This window comes from Arthrobacter sp. AFG20 (assembly GCF_002892795.1).
Taxonomy (GTDB): domain Bacteria; phylum Actinomycetota; class Actinomycetes; order Actinomycetales; family Micrococcaceae; genus Arthrobacter.
On record NZ_PJMC01000016.1, the window covers coordinates 1 to 18,213 of the forward strand.

The 18,213-nt window shown below is 68.4% G+C and carries 16 protein-coding genes; 10 read left to right on the forward strand and 6 right to left on the reverse strand.

Going from position 1 to position 18,213, the window contains the following annotated elements; all coding sequences use genetic code 11:
• Positions 1-239: 239 nt before the first annotated feature.
• Positions 240-863, reverse strand: coding sequence for a MerR family transcriptional regulator (locus CXZ05_RS17150; RefSeq protein WP_102973735.1), 624 nt, complete (start codon positions 861-863; stop codon positions 240-242).
• Between the two features lie 98 nt (positions 864-961).
• Between CXZ05_RS17150 and CXZ05_RS17155 the strand changes: the two genes are divergently transcribed.
• Both CXZ05_RS17155 and CXZ05_RS17160 read left to right on the forward strand, forming a co-directional pair.
• Complete coding sequence (locus tag CXZ05_RS17155) at positions 962-1,495, forward strand: DUF2306 domain-containing protein (protein ID WP_102973736.1); 534 nt, start codon at positions 962-964, stop codon at positions 1,493-1,495.
• A gap of 163 nt (positions 1,496-1,658) precedes the next feature.
• The gene (locus tag CXZ05_RS17160; RefSeq protein WP_180987439.1) at positions 1,659-2,618 is read left to right on the forward strand and encodes an endonuclease domain-containing protein; all 960 of its coding nucleotides are present in this window, start codon (positions 1,659-1,661) and stop codon (positions 2,616-2,618) included.
• Between the two features lie 136 nt (positions 2,619-2,754).
• Here CXZ05_RS17160 and CXZ05_RS17165 read toward each other — a convergent pair whose 3' ends face one another.
• From CXZ05_RS17165 to CXZ05_RS17175, 3 genes are all read right to left on the reverse strand, one after another.
• On the reverse strand, positions 2,755-4,467 hold the full coding sequence (locus CXZ05_RS17165) for a formate--tetrahydrofolate ligase (RefSeq protein WP_102973737.1): 1,713 nt from the start codon (positions 4,465-4,467) through the stop codon (positions 2,755-2,757).
• Positions 4,468-4,488: 21 nt separating this feature from the next.
• Positions 4,489-5,766, reverse strand: coding sequence for a D-inositol-3-phosphate glycosyltransferase (gene mshA, locus CXZ05_RS17170; RefSeq protein WP_102973738.1), 1,278 nt, complete (start codon positions 5,764-5,766; stop codon positions 4,489-4,491).
• Between the two features lie 201 nt (positions 5,767-5,967).
• Positions 5,968-7,398, reverse strand: a complete 1,431-nt coding sequence (locus CXZ05_RS17175) for a 6-phospho-beta-glucosidase (RefSeq protein WP_102973739.1) — start codon at positions 7,396-7,398, stop codon at positions 5,968-5,970.
• 125 nt (positions 7,399-7,523) lie between these two features.
• Between CXZ05_RS17175 and CXZ05_RS17180 the strand changes: the two genes are divergently transcribed.
• From CXZ05_RS17180 to tsaD, 6 genes are all read left to right on the forward strand, one after another.
• Positions 7,524-8,615, forward strand: coding sequence for a carbohydrate kinase family protein (locus tag CXZ05_RS17180; protein WP_102973740.1), 1,092 nt, complete (start codon positions 7,524-7,526; stop codon positions 8,613-8,615).
• Positions 8,616-8,679: 64 nt separating this feature from the next.
• On the forward strand, positions 8,680-9,918 hold the full coding sequence (alr, locus tag CXZ05_RS17185) for an alanine racemase (RefSeq protein WP_102973741.1): 1,239 nt from the start codon (positions 8,680-8,682) through the stop codon (positions 9,916-9,918).
• Positions 9,915-10,499: a tRNA (adenosine(37)-N6)-threonylcarbamoyltransferase complex ATPase subunit type 1 TsaE gene (tsaE, locus tag CXZ05_RS17190; RefSeq protein WP_102973742.1), complete on the forward strand. Its 585-nt coding sequence runs from the start codon at positions 9,915-9,917 to the stop codon at positions 10,497-10,499. Before alr ends, tsaE begins: the two co-directional genes overlap by 4 nt.
• Positions 10,499-11,170: a tRNA (adenosine(37)-N6)-threonylcarbamoyltransferase complex dimerization subunit type 1 TsaB gene (tsaB, locus tag CXZ05_RS17195; protein ID WP_102973743.1), complete on the forward strand. Its 672-nt coding sequence runs from the start codon at positions 10,499-10,501 to the stop codon at positions 11,168-11,170. The genes tsaE and tsaB overlap by 1 nt, the downstream gene beginning before the upstream one ends.
• A 119-nt stretch (positions 11,171-11,289) precedes the next feature.
• Positions 11,290-11,826 carry a ribosomal protein S18-alanine N-acetyltransferase gene (rimI, locus tag CXZ05_RS17200; RefSeq protein ID WP_102973832.1) on the forward strand — a complete coding sequence of 179 codons (537 nt, stop codon included), beginning with the start codon at positions 11,290-11,292 and terminating at the stop codon, positions 11,824-11,826.
• Positions 11,823-12,974 (forward strand): tRNA (adenosine(37)-N6)-threonylcarbamoyltransferase complex transferase subunit TsaD, encoded by a 1,152-nt coding sequence (gene tsaD / locus CXZ05_RS17205; protein ID WP_102973744.1) that lies wholly within the window; start codon positions 11,823-11,825, stop codon positions 12,972-12,974. The genes rimI and tsaD overlap by 4 nt, the downstream gene beginning before the upstream one ends.
• A gap of 35 nt (positions 12,975-13,009) precedes the next feature.
• Here the strand turns inward: tsaD and CXZ05_RS17210 are convergent, their stop codons facing one another.
• Positions 13,010-14,161, reverse strand: coding sequence for a glutamate--cysteine ligase (locus tag CXZ05_RS17210; RefSeq protein ID WP_102973745.1), 1,152 nt, complete (start codon positions 14,159-14,161; stop codon positions 13,010-13,012).
• A 115-nt stretch (positions 14,162-14,276) separates the two neighbouring features.
• Between CXZ05_RS17210 and CXZ05_RS17215 the strand changes: the two genes are divergently transcribed.
• Positions 14,277-16,088, forward strand: a complete 1,812-nt coding sequence (locus tag CXZ05_RS17215) for a glycoside hydrolase family 3 N-terminal domain-containing protein (RefSeq protein WP_308411007.1) — start codon at positions 14,277-14,279, stop codon at positions 16,086-16,088.
• A gap of 46 nt (positions 16,089-16,134) precedes the next feature.
• Positions 16,135-16,962, forward strand: a complete 828-nt coding sequence (locus tag CXZ05_RS17220) for a shikimate 5-dehydrogenase (RefSeq protein ID WP_258006625.1) — start codon at positions 16,135-16,137, stop codon at positions 16,960-16,962.
• Positions 16,963-16,980: 18 nt separating this feature from the next.
• On the opposite strand, the gene CXZ05_RS17225 is transcribed toward CXZ05_RS17220, so the two are convergent.
• Positions 16,981-18,210 carry a class I SAM-dependent methyltransferase gene (locus CXZ05_RS17225; protein ID WP_102973747.1) on the reverse strand — a complete coding sequence of 410 codons (1,230 nt, stop codon included), beginning with the start codon at positions 18,208-18,210 and terminating at the stop codon, positions 16,981-16,983.
• Positions 18,211-18,213 lie beyond the last annotated feature (3 nt).

Below are 18,213 nucleotides of genomic sequence, written 5' to 3' on the forward strand. Positions count from 1 at the left end.
CGGCGTCGAGCTACTTCATGAAGTCCCCGCCGGAGCAGTTCAACGACGACCTCGCCCGCGAAAAGGTCGAGGCCTTCATCCGCGGCGACCTCGACCGCTGACCCCGGACCCTTCCTCACATCCTGCAGGTTTTGACCGGACCCTTCCTCAGGTCCTGCAGGTTTTGACCGGATCCTTCCTCAGGTCCTGCAGGTTTTTGCGCGATGCTCCCTCACCTTTGGGTGGGGGAGCATCGCCGCTTAAGCCTCCGTTTCGTAGCGCCGAATCGCGTGGCTCGCGTGCGCGAGCGCCAGCAGCTTCAGGATCAGCTGGCCATGCAGATGCATTCCGACGGCCGCCGTCATGATCAGCTGATTGACGTCTTCCGGCGCGGTTGTGGCCGAAATATTTACTGTGGCAATGGCGTCCACTGCCAGGCTGTAGGCGTCGAGCAGGTCATCGGTTACCGGCACGCCGAGACTTTCCATTAGGGCCAGGTGGGCATTGAGGGAGTTTCTGGCATCGCTCGGTACGTCCGGCCAGTTCCGGAAACGTACGACGGCGTCGCCCGCCGGTGTGCGGACGTCGCCGTGCTCCCTGCCCACGTCGTCGAGGCCCAGCACCGTGCGCTGGACCGCAGCCAGGAGCTCAAGGCGGGGCACGCCGTCGTCGGCCATCCTGAGCAGGGAACCGATCTGGGCGATATTCAGTCCGACCACGCGCCGCAGCGTCTGGATGAGTTCCAGCCGGCTCACGTGGAGTTCCCCATACTCCGCCCGGGTGGCGCGGACCGAACGGCCCGGGGGCAGCAGCCCCTCGCGCAGGTAGAACTTGATGCTGGCGGGGGAGACTCCCGTCCGCTCGCTGAGTTCCTTCAGCTGCATGCCCGCTCCTTTCTCGGCGGATGGCAGCCGGTTGGATAGCTGCTGCCGCGCTGGCTATCTTGATTTACACAATAGGATAGTGCTCCTATCCTAGAGGCATGGAGCCTTGGAATGTACTGCTTGCCAGCCACGTCATTGCCGCCCTTTTTGTCCTTGCTATTGGCCCGGTGCAGATCCTTCGGCGCCGCCGGGACCGCATCCACCGGACCATGGGACATCTGTGGGTCGCGGCCATGTATTATGTCTGCTTCAGCAGTTTCTGGATCGTCAGTGACGGGCATTTCAGCTGGCTTCACGGGCTCTCCGCGTTCACGATCGTGACGGTCACCCTTGGACTGATCAGCGCGATTCGCCGGAACATCCCGGCGCACAGGGGGAACATGATCGGCAGCTACATCGGCATTGCTGTGGCGTTCGGCTTCGCCGTCGCGGCTCCGGGGCGTGCCATTCCTCGCCTCTTGGCCGTGGATCTGCCGACTGCGCTGTACGTTGCCGCGCTGGTGGCGCTCAGCGTCGCCGTCGTCTTCATCTCGCTCAGGCGCGGTGAGAGCCGTCGCCCTGGCACGATGCGGACTGTGGAGCAGCCCACGGCAGTTGCGTCCCCAGCGGGGAGCACGGCGGGCCGAAAGTAGTACCCGCACCCCCAAACGCCTCCTCACCTTCCGTCGCTTCAACCCCGACGCTTCCTCACCTTTCGTCGCTTGACGAGGAACCCTTCCTCAGCTGCTGGTTGGCTCCTAGCCCTGCCTGTGGATAACTTCTGCGGGGCGGGGCGGTTTCGAGCAACAATGCCGTATGCAAAAACGAACCGATCTACCTGTCAGCCTGGTGTCTGCCCCCTTCACCCTGGGATCCGCCAAAGCTTCAGGTGTTCCGCCCAACAGACTCCGACGGGCCGACGTCGCGCATGTAAGTCGTGATCTGTACCGCCCCACTGCCTGGAGCTTCGAGCTTGAGGCGGCGGCGCGGGCACTCTCTGCGGCATCACCCGGCGCCTGGATCTCGCACGTCACAGCGGCCCGGATTCGAAGGCAGATCCTTCCGCCTTGGCTGGCGGACTCGACTGAGCTGCATCTGAGCAAACCCCATTCCCTCCCGGAAGTGCGGCGAAGAGGGGTGATCGGGCACAGCGTGCTGGCATCGGAAAGTGAGATCGAATTCGTCGACGGCATCCGTATCAGCAGCAGGTCCCGCACCTGGCTCGATATGGCGAGACGGCTGTCGGAGAGCGAACTGGTCTGCATGGGCGATGAACTGATTCGCGTTCCAAGAGCGGAATTCGAAGACCGCACCCAGCCGTTCGACACGCTTGAGGGATTGCGGTCCCTCGTCGCCCGCCATCCGAATCTTCAGGGAGTGGTCCGGGCGCGTGCCGCGATCGAGCGGATGCGTGTCGGAGCGGATTCTGCGCCCGAGTCGCTACTCCGCCTCGCGATGGAGGACGCAGGCCTTCCGGAGCCTCAGCTGCAGGTGCCACTGCGAGAGGACAAGACCATTGGTCCGACTGCCGATCTCGGCTACAGGCATCGGCGACTGGCCATACAGTACGACGGCGGCCACCACCTCCTCGAGCCCCAAATCTTCAGCGACAAGCGGCGTGACAAAGCATTCGAGGCTGCTGGGTGGACCGTTGTTGTGTTTGGCAAGAAGGATTTGGCTGACGGCTTCGACCGGGCCATCCGCCAGATCAAGCGTGGAATGCGAAGGAGTCGGCTGGACCATCCTCAGGCGTCGGGATTTGCCGATGACGCCTGAGGAGGGGTTGGGGTGGAAGCGACGGGACGTGAGGAGGGGTTGGGGTGGAAGCGACGGGACGTGAGGAGAGGTTGGGGTGGAAGCGACGGGACGTGAGGAGGGGTTGGGGTGGAAACGACGAAAGGTGAGGAGGGGTCTAGAAGAGGCCGACCGGGTTGCCGTCGTCGTCCACGTCCATCCGCATGGCCGCGGGGACGGCCGGAAGGCCCGGCATGGTCATCACCGCTCCGGTCAGGGCCACGATGAAGCCGGCGCCGGTCTTCGGGATGACGTCGCGGACGTGGATGGTGAAGCCCTTGGGAGCCCCGAGTCGCGAGGCGTCGTCCGTGAACGAATATTGGGTTTTCACCATGCAGACCGGCAGCCCGGACCAGCCGTTCTTCTCGATGTCCGCCAGGCGGCGCAGGGCAGGCACCGAAAAGTCCACGCCGTCGGCGCCATAGATTTCCTGGACGATGGTGCGGATCTTGTCCTCTACGGACATGTCCAGCGGGTAGAGATGCCGGAACGACGACGGTCCGTTCACCGCAGCGACAACCTTGGCAGCCAGCTCATCGCCGCCGTCGCCGCCCCCGCCCTTTCCCCAGATGTCAGCCACCGCGGCCTGGATACCCTCGCCGGCGCACCAGCCGAGTAGCCAGTTGAGCTCCTCCACGCTGTCCGCGGGGAACTTGTTGACCGCTACCACCGGCGTCACGCCGAACCGCTCCACATTCCGGACATGCCGGCGCAGGTTCACCACGCCCGCGGCCAAGGCCTCGACATTCGGCTCCTTCAGCCGGTCCTTCCGAACCCCGCCTTGCATCTTGAGTGCGCGAATGGTCGCGACCACCACGACGGCGGCCGGCGCCACATCAGCGATCCGCGCCTTGATGTCCATGAACTTTTCCGCGCCGAGGTCGGCCCCGAACCCCGCCTCCGTCACCACGATGTCGGCAAGCCGGCGGGCGGTCTGCGTGGCGATCAGCGAGTTGCAGCCGTGGGCAATGTTCGCGAACGGGCCGCCATGGACCAGTGCGGGGGTGCCGGCGATGGTCTGGACGAGGTTCGGCTTGATCGCGTCCTTCAACAGCAGCGTCAGTGCGCCCTGCACGCCCAGGTCCGCCACGGTGACCGGCGTCCGGTCATAGGTGTAGCCGAAGGTGATGCGGCCCAGCCGGTCCCGGAGATCGGCCACGTCGGTGGCGAGGCAAAAGACCGCCATGATTTCGGAGGCGACGGTGATGTCGAAGCCGTCCTGGCGGGGTACACCCTGTGAAGGCCCGCCGAGACCAATGACCACCTCGCGAAGGGAACGGTCGTTCATGTCCAGTACCCGTTTGAACGTCATCCGGCGCGGGTCGATGTTCAGTTCATTGCCCTGGTAGATGTGGTTGTCCACGAGGGCCATGAGGGCATTGTTGGCGGACGTGACGGCATGGAAGTCGCCGGTGAAGTGCAGATTGATCTCGTCCATGGGCAGCACCTGGGACAGGCCGCCGCCCGTGGCCCCGCCTTTCATGCCCAGGATCGGCCCGAGCGAGGGCTCCCGCAGCGCGACCATCACCTTGTGGCCAGCCCGCGCAAGCGAATCCGCGAGGCCCACCGTTATGGTTGATTTTCCTTCTCCTGCGGGCGTCGGCGACATCGCGGAAACCAGGACCACTTTTCCGGCGGGCGCAGGGGCTGACAGCTTTGCGGGGTCGATCTTGGCTTTGAAGCGGCCATAGGGCTCCACGGCCCCGGCATCGATGCCAGCGGCAGCGGCGATCTCCTCGATCGGCCGGAGCACTGCCCTGCGGGCAATGTCCAGGTCGCTCAGGGGAGTGCTGCGCTGGCCGGTATCGGTCAGGGGAGTGCTGTCAGACATCGTCGTCCTTTCCGAAGGTGGTTAGCCGGTGAGCCGTGACCCGTAGACGGCGGCCATGGGGTGGCTGGAGGCATATTCGTCGACGGCGGCGTGGTAGCTGTCGAGGGTGATGGCGGCGGTGCGTTGCCAGCCGGAGTTTGCTGCGTGGATGGCGGCGGCGGTGCCCATGTGGTGTCGGGTGGCGGGGTCGTCGTGGAGGGCTTCGAGGGCGTCGGCCCAGTCTGATGCCCGGTGGCCGTCCACCAGAAGCCCGGTGCGGCCGTGGCTGACTGCGCGGGCGAGTCCGCCGACGCGCGTGGCGACGACGGGGGTGCCGCAGGCCTGGGCTTCCAGCGCCACGAGGCCGAAGGATTCGCTGTAGGAGGGCATGACGACGACGTCGGCTGCCCGGTACCAGGCGGCGAGTTCCGGTGCGCCGACCGGCGGGTGGTGGGTGACGGCGTCGTCCAGTCCTGCGGCGCTGACGAGGGTTTTGAGGTTGAAGTCCTTGGCGCCGCTGAGCGCGCCAAGGATGGTGAGTTTAAGGTCGATGTCGGGGCGCCGTTGGCGGAGCAGGGCGGCGGCCTTGAGCAGGATCTGCGGGCCTTTGAGCCGTTGGATACGGCCGGCGAAGAGCAGGTGGAAGGTGCCGGGTGCGATGCTGTGCTCGGTCCGGGAACGGGTCCGGAAGGCAGGGGTGAAGACGGAGAGGTCGACGCCGGGGGGCGCGACATCGATGTGGTCGAAGTCGGCGCCGTAGTGGGAGACGAGTTCGGCGGCTTCGGCGGTGGTGTTGGCGATGAGCCGCGTGGCGCCGTCGACGATGCGGTGTTCGCCGTCTTCCCGGCGGCGGGGTTCGGGTTGTTCACCGGAGTTCAGGAGGAGGTTCTTGACTTTGGCCATGGTGTGCATGGTGTGCACGAGCGGGATGTTCCACAGGCCGGAGAGCTCGAGGCCGGCGACGCCGGAGACCCAGTAGTGGGTGTGGATGAGGTCGTAGCGGCCGTGGGGCTGCCGGGCGCGGATGCGTTCGATTTCGGCGACCATGCTGTGCAGCAGTTCGGGGAGTTCTTCTTTGGGGAGTTTGCGGGGCGGTCCGGCCATCACGTTGTGGACGCAGACGCCGGGGTCGGGGTGTTCGACGGCGGGCTGGCCGGCGGCGGTGGAGCGGGTGAAGATTTCCACTTCGATGCCGGTTTCGGCCAGGGCGGAGGCGAGGCCCCGGATGTAGACGTTCATGCCGCCGGCATCCCCGGAACCGGGCTGTTCCATCGGGGAGGTGTGCAGCGACAGGAATGCCACTCGCTTGATCACAGACATGAGCCTCCCTCCTCTCCGTACTGCTGGAACTGCATCGGATAAAACACTACTCCTGAACAGTCCCGGCAACGGCGGCGTTTCAAGTGCTTCATACGTGGTGTTTCACACGCCAACCAGTGCGGCCGGCGGATGTAGCACGGTGCTGCTAAGACCACTCCGGTGTCCTGCCACCAACCGGTGAGAGTCAACCAGTGCGCGCCTTCAGCGGCGCCATAACCCGGGCAACTCCGGAAACGCGCTTTCGTAGCCGGTGAGCAGCGCGTTGGCCAGCGCCGCCGAGCCGACCAGCGGATGTTCGGCGAAGGCTTCCAGTGCCGCTTCGCGGTCGCCAGCAGAAGCCGCACGCACAGTGAGCAGCTCCACCTTCTTGACCTGCTGCAGAAGGCCGAGTTGCTGCTCGGCGGGCCGGGCCTGCGGAATGGGTACTGCCCCCTCCGGCGTAACCTTGCAGGGAACTTCGACGACGGCGTCCGCCGGCAGCCCGGGAATCGCGCCCTGGGGACCGCCCCCCAGGGCGAGGGACTGTCCAGCCGAGTTGGGTGTGTTGAGGATCAGCTCGGTGGCGCCGGCACCGCCGGCCAACGCCCGCATCACCGCCAGCGCCACCTGCTCGTAACCGCCGCCGGCGAGGTCCTCGGGGTTCCGCGACTCGCCGCCGGCCCTGGCCTCGGCCAGGTACCCCTCCTCGCGGGACCGCCGCGCGGCCTCCCACAGGCCGTACGCTTCGTCGCCGGCGGTGGCCAGCCGCGGATACAGCTCCGTCTGCTGGCCGTGGATCGACTCACCGCGGGTCCTGGCCATGGCCCGCATGCCAGCCGCCGCGCGCGCCGCCTCGTAGTAGTAGAACAGGTACTCGTTCGGCAGCAGTCCCAGATCGCGCAGGAACGGCTGCGGAAACAGCCTGCCCTCCTCGAAGCCGGACATGGCATCCGCGTCGGCCAGCAGGTCGGGGAGGACATCCCGGCCGGCGCTCTCCAGCCGGTACAGCCAGCCGAGATGGTTCAGCCCGTAGTAGCCCACGCCGTCGAGCCTTCCCGCCGGCAGCGGCACCCCAGCCGCCCGGGCGGCTCGGTGTACCAGGGCGCTGGCGGAATCGCAGATGCCGATCACCTTCCGGCCCAGAACAGGAACCAGCGCCTCGGTGACCATCCCGGCCGGGTTGGTGAAGTTGATCAGCCAGGCGTCCGGGCAGTGCGTCCGCATGCTGGCGGCCAGCTCCAACATGGCAGGGATGGACCGGAGCGCGTAGGAGATGCCGCCCGCGCCGGTGGTTTCCTGACCGAGCAGCCCGAGGTCCTGGGCCACCCGTTCGTCGGCAACCCTGCCGGCCGTTCCGCCCGGGCGGATGGCGGCGAACACAATGTCCGTCCCGTTGAGGGCGTGGGGGAGGGACGTCGTGGACGTCACGGCGGGCAGGCGCCAGCAGGAACGTCCGACGGCGGGACTTCCGTCCGGAGCGCCCCCCACGTCCGAGGACATGGACCTCAGTACAGCCTCGATGGCGGCCAGCCGGCCGCCGTCGACGTCGAACAGCACCACCTCGCTGACCAGGCCTGAATAGGGCCCGGAACACAGGGCACGGTAAACGAGGGGAACCCGGAATCCGCCGCCGCCGGCGATCATGAGCCGCATGGCAGGAGTCTATGCGCAGCGGCCGACAACATGGCCTGACCTGCGGCGCCGGAGTCCCGCCGTCGCACTCCAACCCCCACATCGCGGGGTTTCAACGCCAAGGTACACAGCGTAATGTGCCGAACATGGAGGCGAATCCCGCACGCCGTTTCGACCCGCTTGCGGCCGTCCGTACCCAGGCGGCCGGAGAGCTCGACCTGCTGCTGGCCGGGACCGTTTTTCAGGACATCATCTTCACCGGGTTGCCGCACGCGCCCGAGCCTGGAACCGAAATCTGGAGCGAGGGGATGGGCAGTTGCCCGGGTGGCGTGGCCAACCAGGCCATCGCGGCCGCGCGCCTCGGCTTGCGGACCGGGCTGGCTGCGGCCTTCGGCGACGACGGCTACGGCGACTACAACTGGAAAGTCCTGGACCGGCAGGAGCACGTGGACCTGTCCCTGTCCCGCCGGATCCCGGGCTGGCATTCGCCGGTGACCGTATCACTCAGCGTGGACCACGACCGCTCGATGGTCACGCACGGGCACCCGGCGCCGGTGACCTCCTCCGAGCTGATTGGGAATCCGCCCCGCGCGCTGGCTGCTGTGGCGGACCTCGGCCATGAACTGGAGCCGTGGGCGCTCGCGGCGCACAAGGAGGGAGTGAAACTGTTCGGCGACGTCGGCTGGGACCCCACCGGCGAATGGTCCCACGCGCGGCTTGCCAACCTGCAGTACTTCCATGCCTTCATGCCCAACCAGCGCGAGGCCATGGCCTTCACCGGCAAGGACGATCCCTGGGCCGCGCTGTACTCCCTGGCGGACCGGGTGCCGGTGGCGGTGGTGACCCTGGGGGCGCAGGGGGCCATGGCAGTGGACTCGGAAACCGGCGAGGAGGAGTGGGTACCCTCCCTGCCGGTGGCCGCCTTCGATCCGACCGGTGCCGGGGACTGTTTCGGGGCCGCGTTCATCGTCGGGAGCCTTGCGGGGTGGCCCCTCAGCGACCGGCTGCGGTTCGCCAATCTCTGCGCCGCGCTGGCAGTCCAGGAAGTGGGCGGGTCCCTCGCGGCGCCGGGCTGGGGCGACATCGCCGACTGGTGGAAGCGCGCCAACGCCCGGCCGGAACGCCGCGGCAGCCAGTGGCTGCGCCGCTACTCCTTCCTCGCCGACATCGTCCGGGATGTTCCTCTTCAGGCGCAGCGGCGCGCGGCCGCCACCATCGCGCACCTCTCGGACGCCTGAGTCCCCGGCACGCCGCCGGCCCGGCAATTATTCGGCCCGAAGCGCCAGCACTAGAATCAGTAGCGTGATTTATCCAGCAGCAACAGGAGACCGCCCGGCAGCACCGGGCCCGGTCGGGACGGCCCACGGTTACAACCGGACGGCCCATGAACGCTCCGCCGTGATCGACCTCGCGGCCATCCGGCACAACGTCCGCCGGCTCGCCGCGGCCGCCGAACCGGCCAAGGTTATGGCGGTCGTCAAGGCCGACGCCTACGGACACGGCGCCGTGCCGGTGGCGCGTGCGGCCCTCGAGGCGGGCGCCAGCTGGCTGGGCGTCGCGCACATCTCCGAAGCGCTGGCACTGCGCGCGGCAGGCATCGAAGCCCCGCTGCTCGCCTGGCTGCACACCCCGGAAAGCAACTTCGGCGCGGCGGTGGCGGCCGGCGTCGACATCGGGTGTTCCGGCTGGGAGCTGGAACAGATCGTGGCCGCGGCCCGGGAACAGGAACGGCCAGCGCGTGTCCATCTGAAGGTGGACACGGGGCTGGGCCGCAACGGCGCCACCGTCGAGGTGTGGGACCGGCTGGTGGGCGAAGCCGTGGAGTACCAGGACCAGGGGCTGCTGCGCGTGGTGGGCATCTTCTCCCACCTTGCCGTGGCCGACGAGCCGGAACGCCCGGAGACCGATGACCAGCTCGCCGCGTTCCGCGAGGTCCTGGCCATCGCGGAAGACGCCGGTGTGGACCCCGAAGTACGCCACCTGGCCAACACCCCGGCCACGCTGTCCCGGCCGGACACGCACTTCGACCTGGTCCGCGTGGGGCTGGGAGTCTACGGCCTCTCGCCCTTCGAGGGGCAGAACTCCGCGGAACTCGGCCTCCGCCCCGCGATGACCCTGCGCACCGTCGTGTCCCACTGCAAGGATGTGCACTCCGGCCAGGGCGTCTCCTACGGCTTCAACTACTACACCGCCGGGGAGAGCACGCTGGGGCTCATCCCGCTCGGCTATGCCGACGGCGTTCCCCGCGTCGCCACCGGCGGACCCGTCCGCGTGGAGGGCGTCACCTACCCCGTGGTGGGACGGATCGCGATGGACCAGATGGTGATCGATCTCGGCCCGTTGGACGTGACCCGGGGCGGCCACAGCGTCCTCGGGGCAGAGGCCGTACTCTTTGGCGACGGTGCCGACGGCGGCCCCACAGCGGACGACTGGGCCCGCGCCGCCGGCACCAACAACTACGAGATTGTCACCCGCATCAGCCCCCGCGTGCCCCGCACGTACATCAACGAATCGCCCAGCAGCGAAGCGCCGGCGCCGTGAGTATCCCGGAAACCGTCAACGCTCCGCTGTGGGTCCGGACCCTGACGGTCACGACGGCGGACCAGACCCACGCCCTCGGCGCGGCTCTGGCAGAGGTGCTCCGGGCGGGGGACCTCCTGGTGCTCACGGGCGAACTGGGCGCCGGCAAGACAACCTTCACGCAGGGCCTCGGCGAGGGCCTGGGCGTCCGCGAGGGCATCATTTCGCCGACCTTCGTGCTGGTGCGCATTCACCCCAACCTCCCCGACGGGCCGCGCCCGGGCGGGCCGGACCTGGTGCACGTGGACGCCTACCGGCTGGGATCGGCGTCGGAAATCGACGACATTGACCTGGAGAACACCCTGGACTCCGCCGTGACCGTGGTGGAGTGGGGCCGGGACCGCGTGGAGCACCTGACCGAGAGCCGGCTCGAGGTGGAACTGCACCGCCAGCTGGGCGGCGCCACCGCGGCCCACCAAACCGGTAACGGCGCCCTGGACTTCGAGTCCGAGGACGACGACGAACCCCGCACCATCATCATCCGCGGCTTCGGGCCGCGCTGGGCCGAACAGCCCGTTCTCGCCGCGGAAGGAATCTCCTGATGCTCATTCTCGCCATTGACACATCCGCCGTGGCCAGCGCCGCGCTGGTGTCCGACGACGCCCTGGAAGGCGTGGTGGGCAGCTTCTCCACCGAGGACACGAGGAGCCACGCCGAGGTCCTTGCGCCGGGAATCGAACGGCTGCTGGCAGACGCCGAGGTGACCGGGGCCGACATTGACGCGATCGTGGTGGGCGTTGGTCCCGGTCCCTTCACAGGGCTCCGGTCCGGCATTGCGACGGCGCGTACCCTCGCCTTTGTTTGGAACACACCATTGCACGGCATGATGAGCCTCGACGCCGTCGCCCTCGAGGTGGCAGAATCCACCGATGCGCCGGCCGAGTTCCTCGTGGCCACCGACGCCCGGCGCAAAGAGGTCTACTGGGCCCGCTACACCCTGGCCGCGGGACAGCTGCCGAAGCTCACGGACGGGCCGCACGTGGGCTTCGCCGCGGACCTTCCCGAGCTCCCGGCCTACGGCGCGGGCGCAGGGCTCTACCCGGAGGCCCTCCGCGCGGATCCGGACTTCAGCACCGAACAGCCGGACGCGCTGTACCTGGGCCAGTTTGCGCTGGCGAGACTGGAAGCGGGCGAGGAGCTCCTGGACTCCACGCCGCTCTACCTCCGTGAATCCGACGCGCAGGTCCCCGGCCCCCGAAAGCGTGCCCTGTGAACCTGCTGCCCGAATCATCCGGCAACCCCACACCCGGTGCTTCCGGCACGCCCGGCAACCCCACACCCGGTAACGCGCCCGTCCTGCGCCAGCTGGACTCGGGCGTGACCATTCGCGACATGCTTCCTGCGGACATCCCTGCCGTCCACGAGCTGGAGGTCCGGCTGTTCCCGGTGGACGCATGGCCGCTGCAGATGTTCTGGGACGAACTGATGCAGCCGGAAACCCGCCGCTACTTCGTGGCCGAGGCTCCGGATGGCATCGTCGGCTATGCGGGACTGATGTGCGTGGAGCCGATCGCCGACGTCCAGACCATCGCCGTGGTTCCCCAATATGAGGGCAGGGGAATCGGCACGGCGCTCCTCACCGACCTGATCGCCGAGGGGCGGCGCCGCGGCGCAGCCGACATCCTGCTCGAGGTCCGGGCTGACAACCCGCGCGCCCAGCAGTTGTACATCCGTTTCGGGTTCGAACAGATCCACGTGCGGAAAAAGTACTACCGCGACGGCGTCGACGCCCTGATCATGCGGCTTCAGCTGGAGGAAGTGCTCGCTGTGCACCAGGACATCGTGCACGACGCCGAACCCGAGCCTGCGCAGACTGATGAAGCCGGCCGCGCCGGCGAGACCGCTCCCACGGAGGCAGACCAGAAATGAACCGCTCGCAGCCGCTTGTACTCGGCATTGAGTCATCGTGCGACGAAACGGGCGTAGGCATCGTCCGCGGCACCGACCTCCTGACCAACACGGTGTCCTCGTCCATGGAAGAGCACGTCCGGTTTGGCGGCGTCATCCCCGAAATCGCCTCGCGCGCCCACCTGGACGCCTTCGTTCCAGCCCTGCAGGCGGCCCTCGCCGAGGCGGACGTGACGCTGGACGAGATCGACGCCATCGCGGTGACGTCCGGTCCGGGGCTGGCGGGTGCCCTGATGGTTGGAGTGTGCGCCGCCAAGGCGCTCGCCGTCGCCACGGGCAAGCCGCTCTATGCCATCAACCATCTGGTGGCCCATGTGGGGGTCGGCCTGCTCAACCCGCGCGCCGCCGGCAACACGGGCAACACCGGCGGCGTCGGTGCCTACAACCCCATACTTCCCGACAACCTCGGCGCCCTGCTGGTTTCCGGCGGGCACACCGAGATTTTGCGGATCCGCAGCATCACGGACGACGTCGAGCTGCTCGGTTCGACGATCGACGACGCCGCCGGCGAGGCGTACGACAAGGTCGCCAGGATCCTCGGCCTGGGCTACCCCGGCGGCCCGGCCATTGACCGGCTGGCGCGCGAAGGAAACGCCAAGGCCATCCGGTTCCCGCGCGGACTGACGCAGCCCAAGTACATGGGCACCGCGGAGGAGCCCGGCCGTCACCGGTACGATTGGTCCTTCAGTGGACTGAAGACTGCGGTGGCCAGGTGCGTGGAGCAGTTCGAAGCCGCGGGTGATCCCGTGCCGGTGGCTGACATAGCCGCAGCCTTCCAGGAAGCCGTGGTGGATGTCATCACGTCCAAGGCGGTCCTGGCCTGCCGGGAGCGTGGCATTACGGATGTGCTGCTGGGCGGGGGAGTGGCCGCCAATTCGCGGCTGCGGCAGCTGACAGAACAGCGCTGCTCGGCCGCCGGCATCACGCTGCACGTTCCGCCGCTGGACCTGTGCACGGACAACGGCGCGATGGTGGCCGCGCTCGGAGCGCAGCTGGTCATGGCCGGGATTGAACCGAGCGGCATAGCTTTCGCGCCGGACTCATCCATGCCGGTGACCACGGTCTCGGCGCCCGCCACGTACACGGCGCCCGCCAGCGCGGGCGCCTGAGGCCAGACGGTCCGGCTCGGCGCGGAGGCGTCGGGTTACGCCGTCGGGCCGTTCCGCATCTGCTTCACGAGATCGAGGACCACGGCCTGGAGGTTGCCGCCGCTTTCGGCGGCCACACGCCGCTGGCGCTGGTACCCCGCGCCGCGGCTGATGATCTTTTCGACGTCGGCCAGCTCATCCGGGCAGCCCAGCTTCGCGGCGATCGGTTCGAGCCGGTTGAGCGTCTCCAGCAGGTGGTCGGTGACGAGCCGCTCGTTACCCTCGGCGTCGAGGATGATGATCGCGTCCATGCCGTAGCGGGCGGCCCGCCACTTGTTCTCCTGGACGTGCCACGGCGGCATGGTGGGGATGCTGCCGCCGGCGTCCAGGATGTCGGAGAATTCGTGGACCAGGCACTGGGTCAGGGCCGCCACGGCGCCCACCTCCTCCAGCGTGGCCAGGCCGTCGCAGATGCGCATCTCAATAGTGCCGAGGGCCGGCACCGGGCGGATGTCCCAGCGGATCTCCGAGATGGCGTCGATCACGCCGGTGGTAAACATGTCCTGGACGTAGGACTCGTACTCTTCCCAGCTGGCGAACTGGAAAGGCAGTCCCGCCGTCGGCAGCTGCTGGAACATGAGGGCCCGGTGCGAGGCGTAGCCGGTGTCCTCGCCGCCCCAGAACGGGCTGGACGCCGACAGGGCCTGGAAATGCGGGAAGTAGTTGACCAGGCCATCGAGCACGGGAAGGACCTTGCTGCGCCGGTCCAGTCCAACATGGACGTGTACGCCGTAGATCACCATCTGCCGGCCCCACCACTGCGTGCGGTCGATCAGCTTGGCGTAGCGTTCCTTGTCCGTGACCGGCTGCAGCTGCGGCGGGCTGAACGGGTGGCTTCCGGCGCAGAACACCTCCACGCCCATCGGGTCCGTGACTTCACGAAGGGCGGCCAGGGAGCGGGCGAGGTCTTCCTTCGCTTCCGCGGCGGTCTCGCAGATCCCGGTAACCAGCTCCACGGTATTGAGGAGCAGCTCCTGCTTGATGTGGGGATGCTCGTCGTCCTCGTTCAGCTCGGGATGCCGTGCCACGACCCCGCGCAGGACCTCGTTGGCCACCGACGACAGTTCACCGGTCTGCGCATCCACCAGCGCGAGTTCCCATTCCACACCGAGAGTTGATTGCCTGGATGAAGCGAAATCAATCTTCATGTGTTCCTCGCTGTGTGCTGGCCTAATGACACCGGGTCCGGTCGCCGTCCGTTCCTGGCGAACGGCTGGCAGGGGAACGGTCATCCAAGTCTAGTGCAGGGGTAGCATCGAAGTGATGGCTTGGCTACACAGGGCGCGTGAGAGTGTTCACACCACCAGCCGCCCCAATTTCCCCAGGGTACGTCCCGGCATTGCACCTGCGCGCAACGCACCGGCGGCGTCTGCGGCAGCGCTCGCGGCGCTGTTCGCGGTTGCGTCGTGCACGCCGGCGGCACCCGAACCAGGACAGGGTACGACGACGGCGCCCGCGGCTTCCGCTTCCGGCTCACCGCAGGGGGCAGAGAGGTCTTCACCGCACTCCGGTTCACCCCAGACAAATACACAGAGTCCGGCCCCGCCCGCGGCGGCGCCCGCACCGAAGGACAGGGCGGCGCTGGGCTGGGGCCCGCAGCAGCGGGACGCCGACGCCGCCGCCTCGGCGGTGGCCAAAATGACCCTGGAGGAGAAGGCCGGGCAGGTGCTCCTGCCCTTCTACACCGGCCTTGACCATGAAGCGCAGGCCGCCGCGGTGGAACGGCTCCACCTTGCCGGCTCCATGATCATGGCCGACAACGTGCCCGGAACAGCCACCGGCCTGGTGGACATCCCGGCGCTGGCCGGGGCGACGCGGCGGCTGGACGAGGCGTCCCGCTCCGGGGGCCGCACCTGGCCCGGCCTGATCGGCGTTGACCAGGAAGGCGGAGCAGTGAGCCGCGTCGGCGCACCGCTGACCCGCTGGCCCACTCCGATGAGCTACGGCGCCGCCGGCAGCGTGCCCCTCGCCGCCGAGGCCGGCACCGGGCTGGCAGCGGAACTCGCGCCGCTGGGCTTCACCGTGGACTTCGCCCCCGCGGCCGACGTCACAATGGGTCCCGCCGATCCCACCATCGGCGCGCGGTCCATGTCCGCTGACGCCCGTGCCGCGGCTTCGCTGAGTGCCGGCTTTGCCACAGGCATGCTGGCCGGCGGCGTGCTGCCCACCGTCAAGCATTTTCCCGGGCACGGTTCGGTGACCACCGATTCCCACAAGGGGCTTCCCGTCCAAAACGCCACCCTTGGGCAGTTGAAGGCGCGGGACTGGAAGCCGTTCCAGTCCGCGGTCAAGGCAGGAGCGCCGATGATCATGACCGGCCACATCGCAGTGCAGGCCCTTGACCCGGGCGTGCCCGCGTCCCTTTCGAAGGCGACCTACACGGCGCTCCGCGGCCTTGGCTTCAAGGGCGTGGCGGTCACGGACGGGCTGAACATGGGCGCGGTGACAGACCGCTATCCTCACGGTTCCGCAGCGCCGGCCGCGTTGGCAGCCGGGGCAGACCTGCTGCTGATGCCGGCGGATGCCGCTGCCGCGCATGCCGCCGTCGTCGGGGCGGTTACCGGCGGGAAGCTCCCACTGTCGCGCCTCGAGGAGGCGGCCCGCCGGGTGGTCACCATGATGATCTGGCGCGGACGGACCGCACAGCCGAAGCCCCCGGCGGCACCGGGGAGCGGCGAGGCGCTATCCGCGAAAATTTCGGCGCGGGCCATCACCGTGGTGGCCGGCCGGTGCAAGGGTGCGTCCGTGGCCGGCCACATGCGGGTGGCAGGGGGCACGCCAGTGGACCGGGCCCGCTTCGCCGCCGCGGCCAAGGAGGCGGGGATCGCGCTCGGAACGGGGCCGCTGGTCACGCTGATCGGTTACGGCGGCGGGCCCGTGAAGGGCGATATTGCGGTGGCCCTGGATGCGCCGTGGTCCTTGGCGCAGTCCGTCGCGCCCACGAAGATCGCCCTCTACGGGCGCACGCCCGGAGCGTACAAGGCGCTGCTTGCCGTCCTGGTGGGGAAGGCCGCCGCCCCCGGGAAGCTGCCGGCCGCCGTCGGACCCTACCGGCCCGGCACGGGCTGCAACTAACAACCTGCTTCAGGTAATAAAGCCGGCCCCGCCGTTTAATGGAGGGGTGCCGATTCTCAATAAAGACATGACCTTGTGCATTTCCCTCTCGGCCCGGCCGAGCAACAACGGGACCCGCTTCCACAACCACCTGTACGATCAGCTGGGCCTGAACTGGATCTACAAGGCCTTCGCCCCCACCGACCTGGCCCAGGCGATCGCGGGCGTCCGCGGCCTGGGGATCCGGGGCTGCGCCGTCTCGATGCCCTACAAGGAGGACGTGATCGCCCTGGTGGACGCCATGGACCCGTCCGCCAAGGCCATCGATTCCGTCAACACCATCGTCAATGACGGCGGGCGGCTGACCGCGTACAACACTGACTACACGGCGATCGAGCAGCTGCTGCAAAGCAACGCCGTTCCTGCCGGGTCGTCGGTGCTGCTCAAGGGCGCCGGCGGCATGGCCAAGGCCACGGCCGCGGCCCTGCGCGACGCGGGGTTCAAGGACGTGACCATCATCGCCCGCAACGAAGCAACCGGCCGTGCGCTCGCCGATCTGTACGGCTTTGCCTGGCGCGGAGAGCTCGGCAGCGGCCCGGAGGCCTCCGCGGACATGGTCATCAACGTCACGCCGGTGGGGATGGCCGGGGGTCCGGAAGCCGATTCGCTGTCCTTCCCCGCCGAAACCATCGAGGCCGCCAAGATCGTCTTCGACGTCGTGGCACTGCCGGCGGAAACGCCACTCATCAAGGCGGCGCGGGCGGCCGGCAAGCAGGTCATCACCGGAGCTGAGGTTGCCACGATCCAGGCGCTGGAGCAGTTTGTGCTGTACACGGGAATCCGCCCCACCGAGGAGCAGGTCCGGGACGCCGAGGCGTTCGTCCGCGCCCAGTAGGGGCTGTAGCAACCAGCGTTACACGGGCTCCACCGAGACAGCCACTCTTTCCTCCCCGATCCGGGTGAGGACCAGGGTGGCTGTCTTTTTGCCTGCGCCCTTGCCTGCGGCTTTACCCCCAGCCAGCAGCTGCTTGCGCAGCTCCTCCGGGGTGACGGAGGTGCCGCGCTTCTTGATGTCCAGCACGCCGACGCCGTTCTCCCGGACCCAGGCCTTGAGCGCCTTGACGTTGTACGGCATGACTTCCAGGACCCGGTAGGCCCGGGCGTACGGGGTGTCCACCAGCTCCGGGGCGCAGATGTAGGCGATGTGCTCGTCCACGAGGTGGCCGCCCAGGTCGAGGGCGAGGTCGGCCACGAGCCCGGCTCGGATGACGGCGCCGTCCGGCTCGTACAGGAAGCCCTCCACCGGGCCAACAGGGGCCACGGGTCCGGCGTCGAACTCCTCCCCGCTGGTGAGTTCGGCGGCGCCTTCGGGACCGATGACCAGGGCGGCCCGGCGGATTCCCGGGCGGGCCACGGCGTTGAACCAGAGCGTGACTTCCGTGACGTCGCCGCCTACCGAGACCCACTGCGCCTCGCAGCCGGCAGGCACCGACTCGTGCGGCATGCCGGGGCCCATCTTGACGCCGACGGCGCGCCCCGCGGCGGCCAGCGACTCCACGAAGGACAGCGGCGGAGAGAACGCCTCGGGGTCCCAGATCCGCTTGGTGCCGGACGTGCTGGTGGTGCGCCGGGCGGGGTCCAGCCAGACGCCGGCCCCCTCCTCCAGCTCCACCGACGTCGCGTCCGAGTGGACCACCGTGGCGTGCGGAAAGGGAATGAGGTTGATCGTGGCGCAGGCGGCCGTGGTCTCGTCGACCTCCACCGCGGTCACAGCGATGTCCAGCGACGCCAGGGCCATGGCATCCGCGCCGAGGCCGCAGCCGAGGTCGGCAACGTGGCCGACGCCCGCCTGGGCAAAGCGCTGGGCGTGCCGGGCCGCCACGTTGAGCCGGGTGGCCTGCTCCAGGCCGGCCTGGGTGAAGAGCATCTGCCGGGCAAACTCACCGAACTTGGCCTCGGCCCTGGTCCGGAGCCGTGACTGCGTCAGGACTGCGGACACGAGTTCGGGGGAGTGGCCGGCCTTGCGGAGGCTTGAGCTGAGGGTGAAGGAGCGGTCCTCCCGGTAGGGTCCGAGCGAGGCCAGCAGCTCCCATCCTTCTTCTGTGAGGAGCGGGGCGATCTGGTCCTGCGGTGCTTCAGACATGGG

What these genes read in the sequence shown, in the direction of transcription:
- CXZ05_RS17155 (WP_102973736.1), top strand. Translation starts at nt 962, where the DNA reads ATGGAGCCTTGGAATGTACTGCTTGCCAGCCACGTCATTGCCGCCCTT.
- CXZ05_RS17225 (WP_102973747.1), bottom strand. Translation starts at nt 18,210, where the DNA reads ATGTCTGAAGCACCGCAGGACCAGATCGCCCCGCTCCTCACAGAAGAA.
- CXZ05_RS17160 (WP_180987439.1), top strand. Translation starts at nt 1,659, where the DNA reads ATGCAAAAACGAACCGATCTACCTGTCAGCCTGGTGTCTGCCCCCTTC.
- CXZ05_RS17175 (WP_102973739.1), bottom strand. Translation starts at nt 7,398, where the DNA reads ATGCGGCTCATGATCGCCGGCGGCGGCGGATTCCGGGTTCCCCTCGTT.
- CXZ05_RS17180 (WP_102973740.1), top strand. Translation starts at nt 7,524, where the DNA reads ATGGAGGCGAATCCCGCACGCCGTTTCGACCCGCTTGCGGCCGTCCGT.
- tsaD (WP_102973744.1), top strand. Translation starts at nt 11,823, where the DNA reads ATGAACCGCTCGCAGCCGCTTGTACTCGGCATTGAGTCATCGTGCGAC.
- CXZ05_RS17165 (WP_102973737.1), bottom strand. Translation starts at nt 4,467, where the DNA reads ATGTCTGACAGCACTCCCCTGACCGATACCGGCCAGCGCAGCACTCCC.
- CXZ05_RS17215 (WP_308411007.1), top strand. Translation starts at nt 14,277, where the DNA reads ATGGCTTGGCTACACAGGGCGCGTGAGAGTGTTCACACCACCAGCCGC.
- tsaB (WP_102973743.1), top strand. Translation starts at nt 10,499, where the DNA reads ATGCTCATTCTCGCCATTGACACATCCGCCGTGGCCAGCGCCGCGCTG.
- CXZ05_RS17210 (WP_102973745.1), bottom strand. Translation starts at nt 14,161, where the DNA reads ATGAAGATTGATTTCGCTTCATCCAGGCAATCAACTCTCGGTGTGGAA.
- rimI (WP_102973832.1), top strand. Translation starts at nt 11,290, where the DNA reads ATGCTTCCTGCGGACATCCCTGCCGTCCACGAGCTGGAGGTCCGGCTG.
- CXZ05_RS17150 (WP_102973735.1), bottom strand. Translation starts at nt 863, where the DNA reads ATGCAGCTGAAGGAACTCAGCGAGCGGACGGGAGTCTCCCCCGCCAGC.
- mshA (WP_102973738.1), bottom strand. Translation starts at nt 5,766, where the DNA reads ATGTCTGTGATCAAGCGAGTGGCATTCCTGTCGCTGCACACCTCCCCG.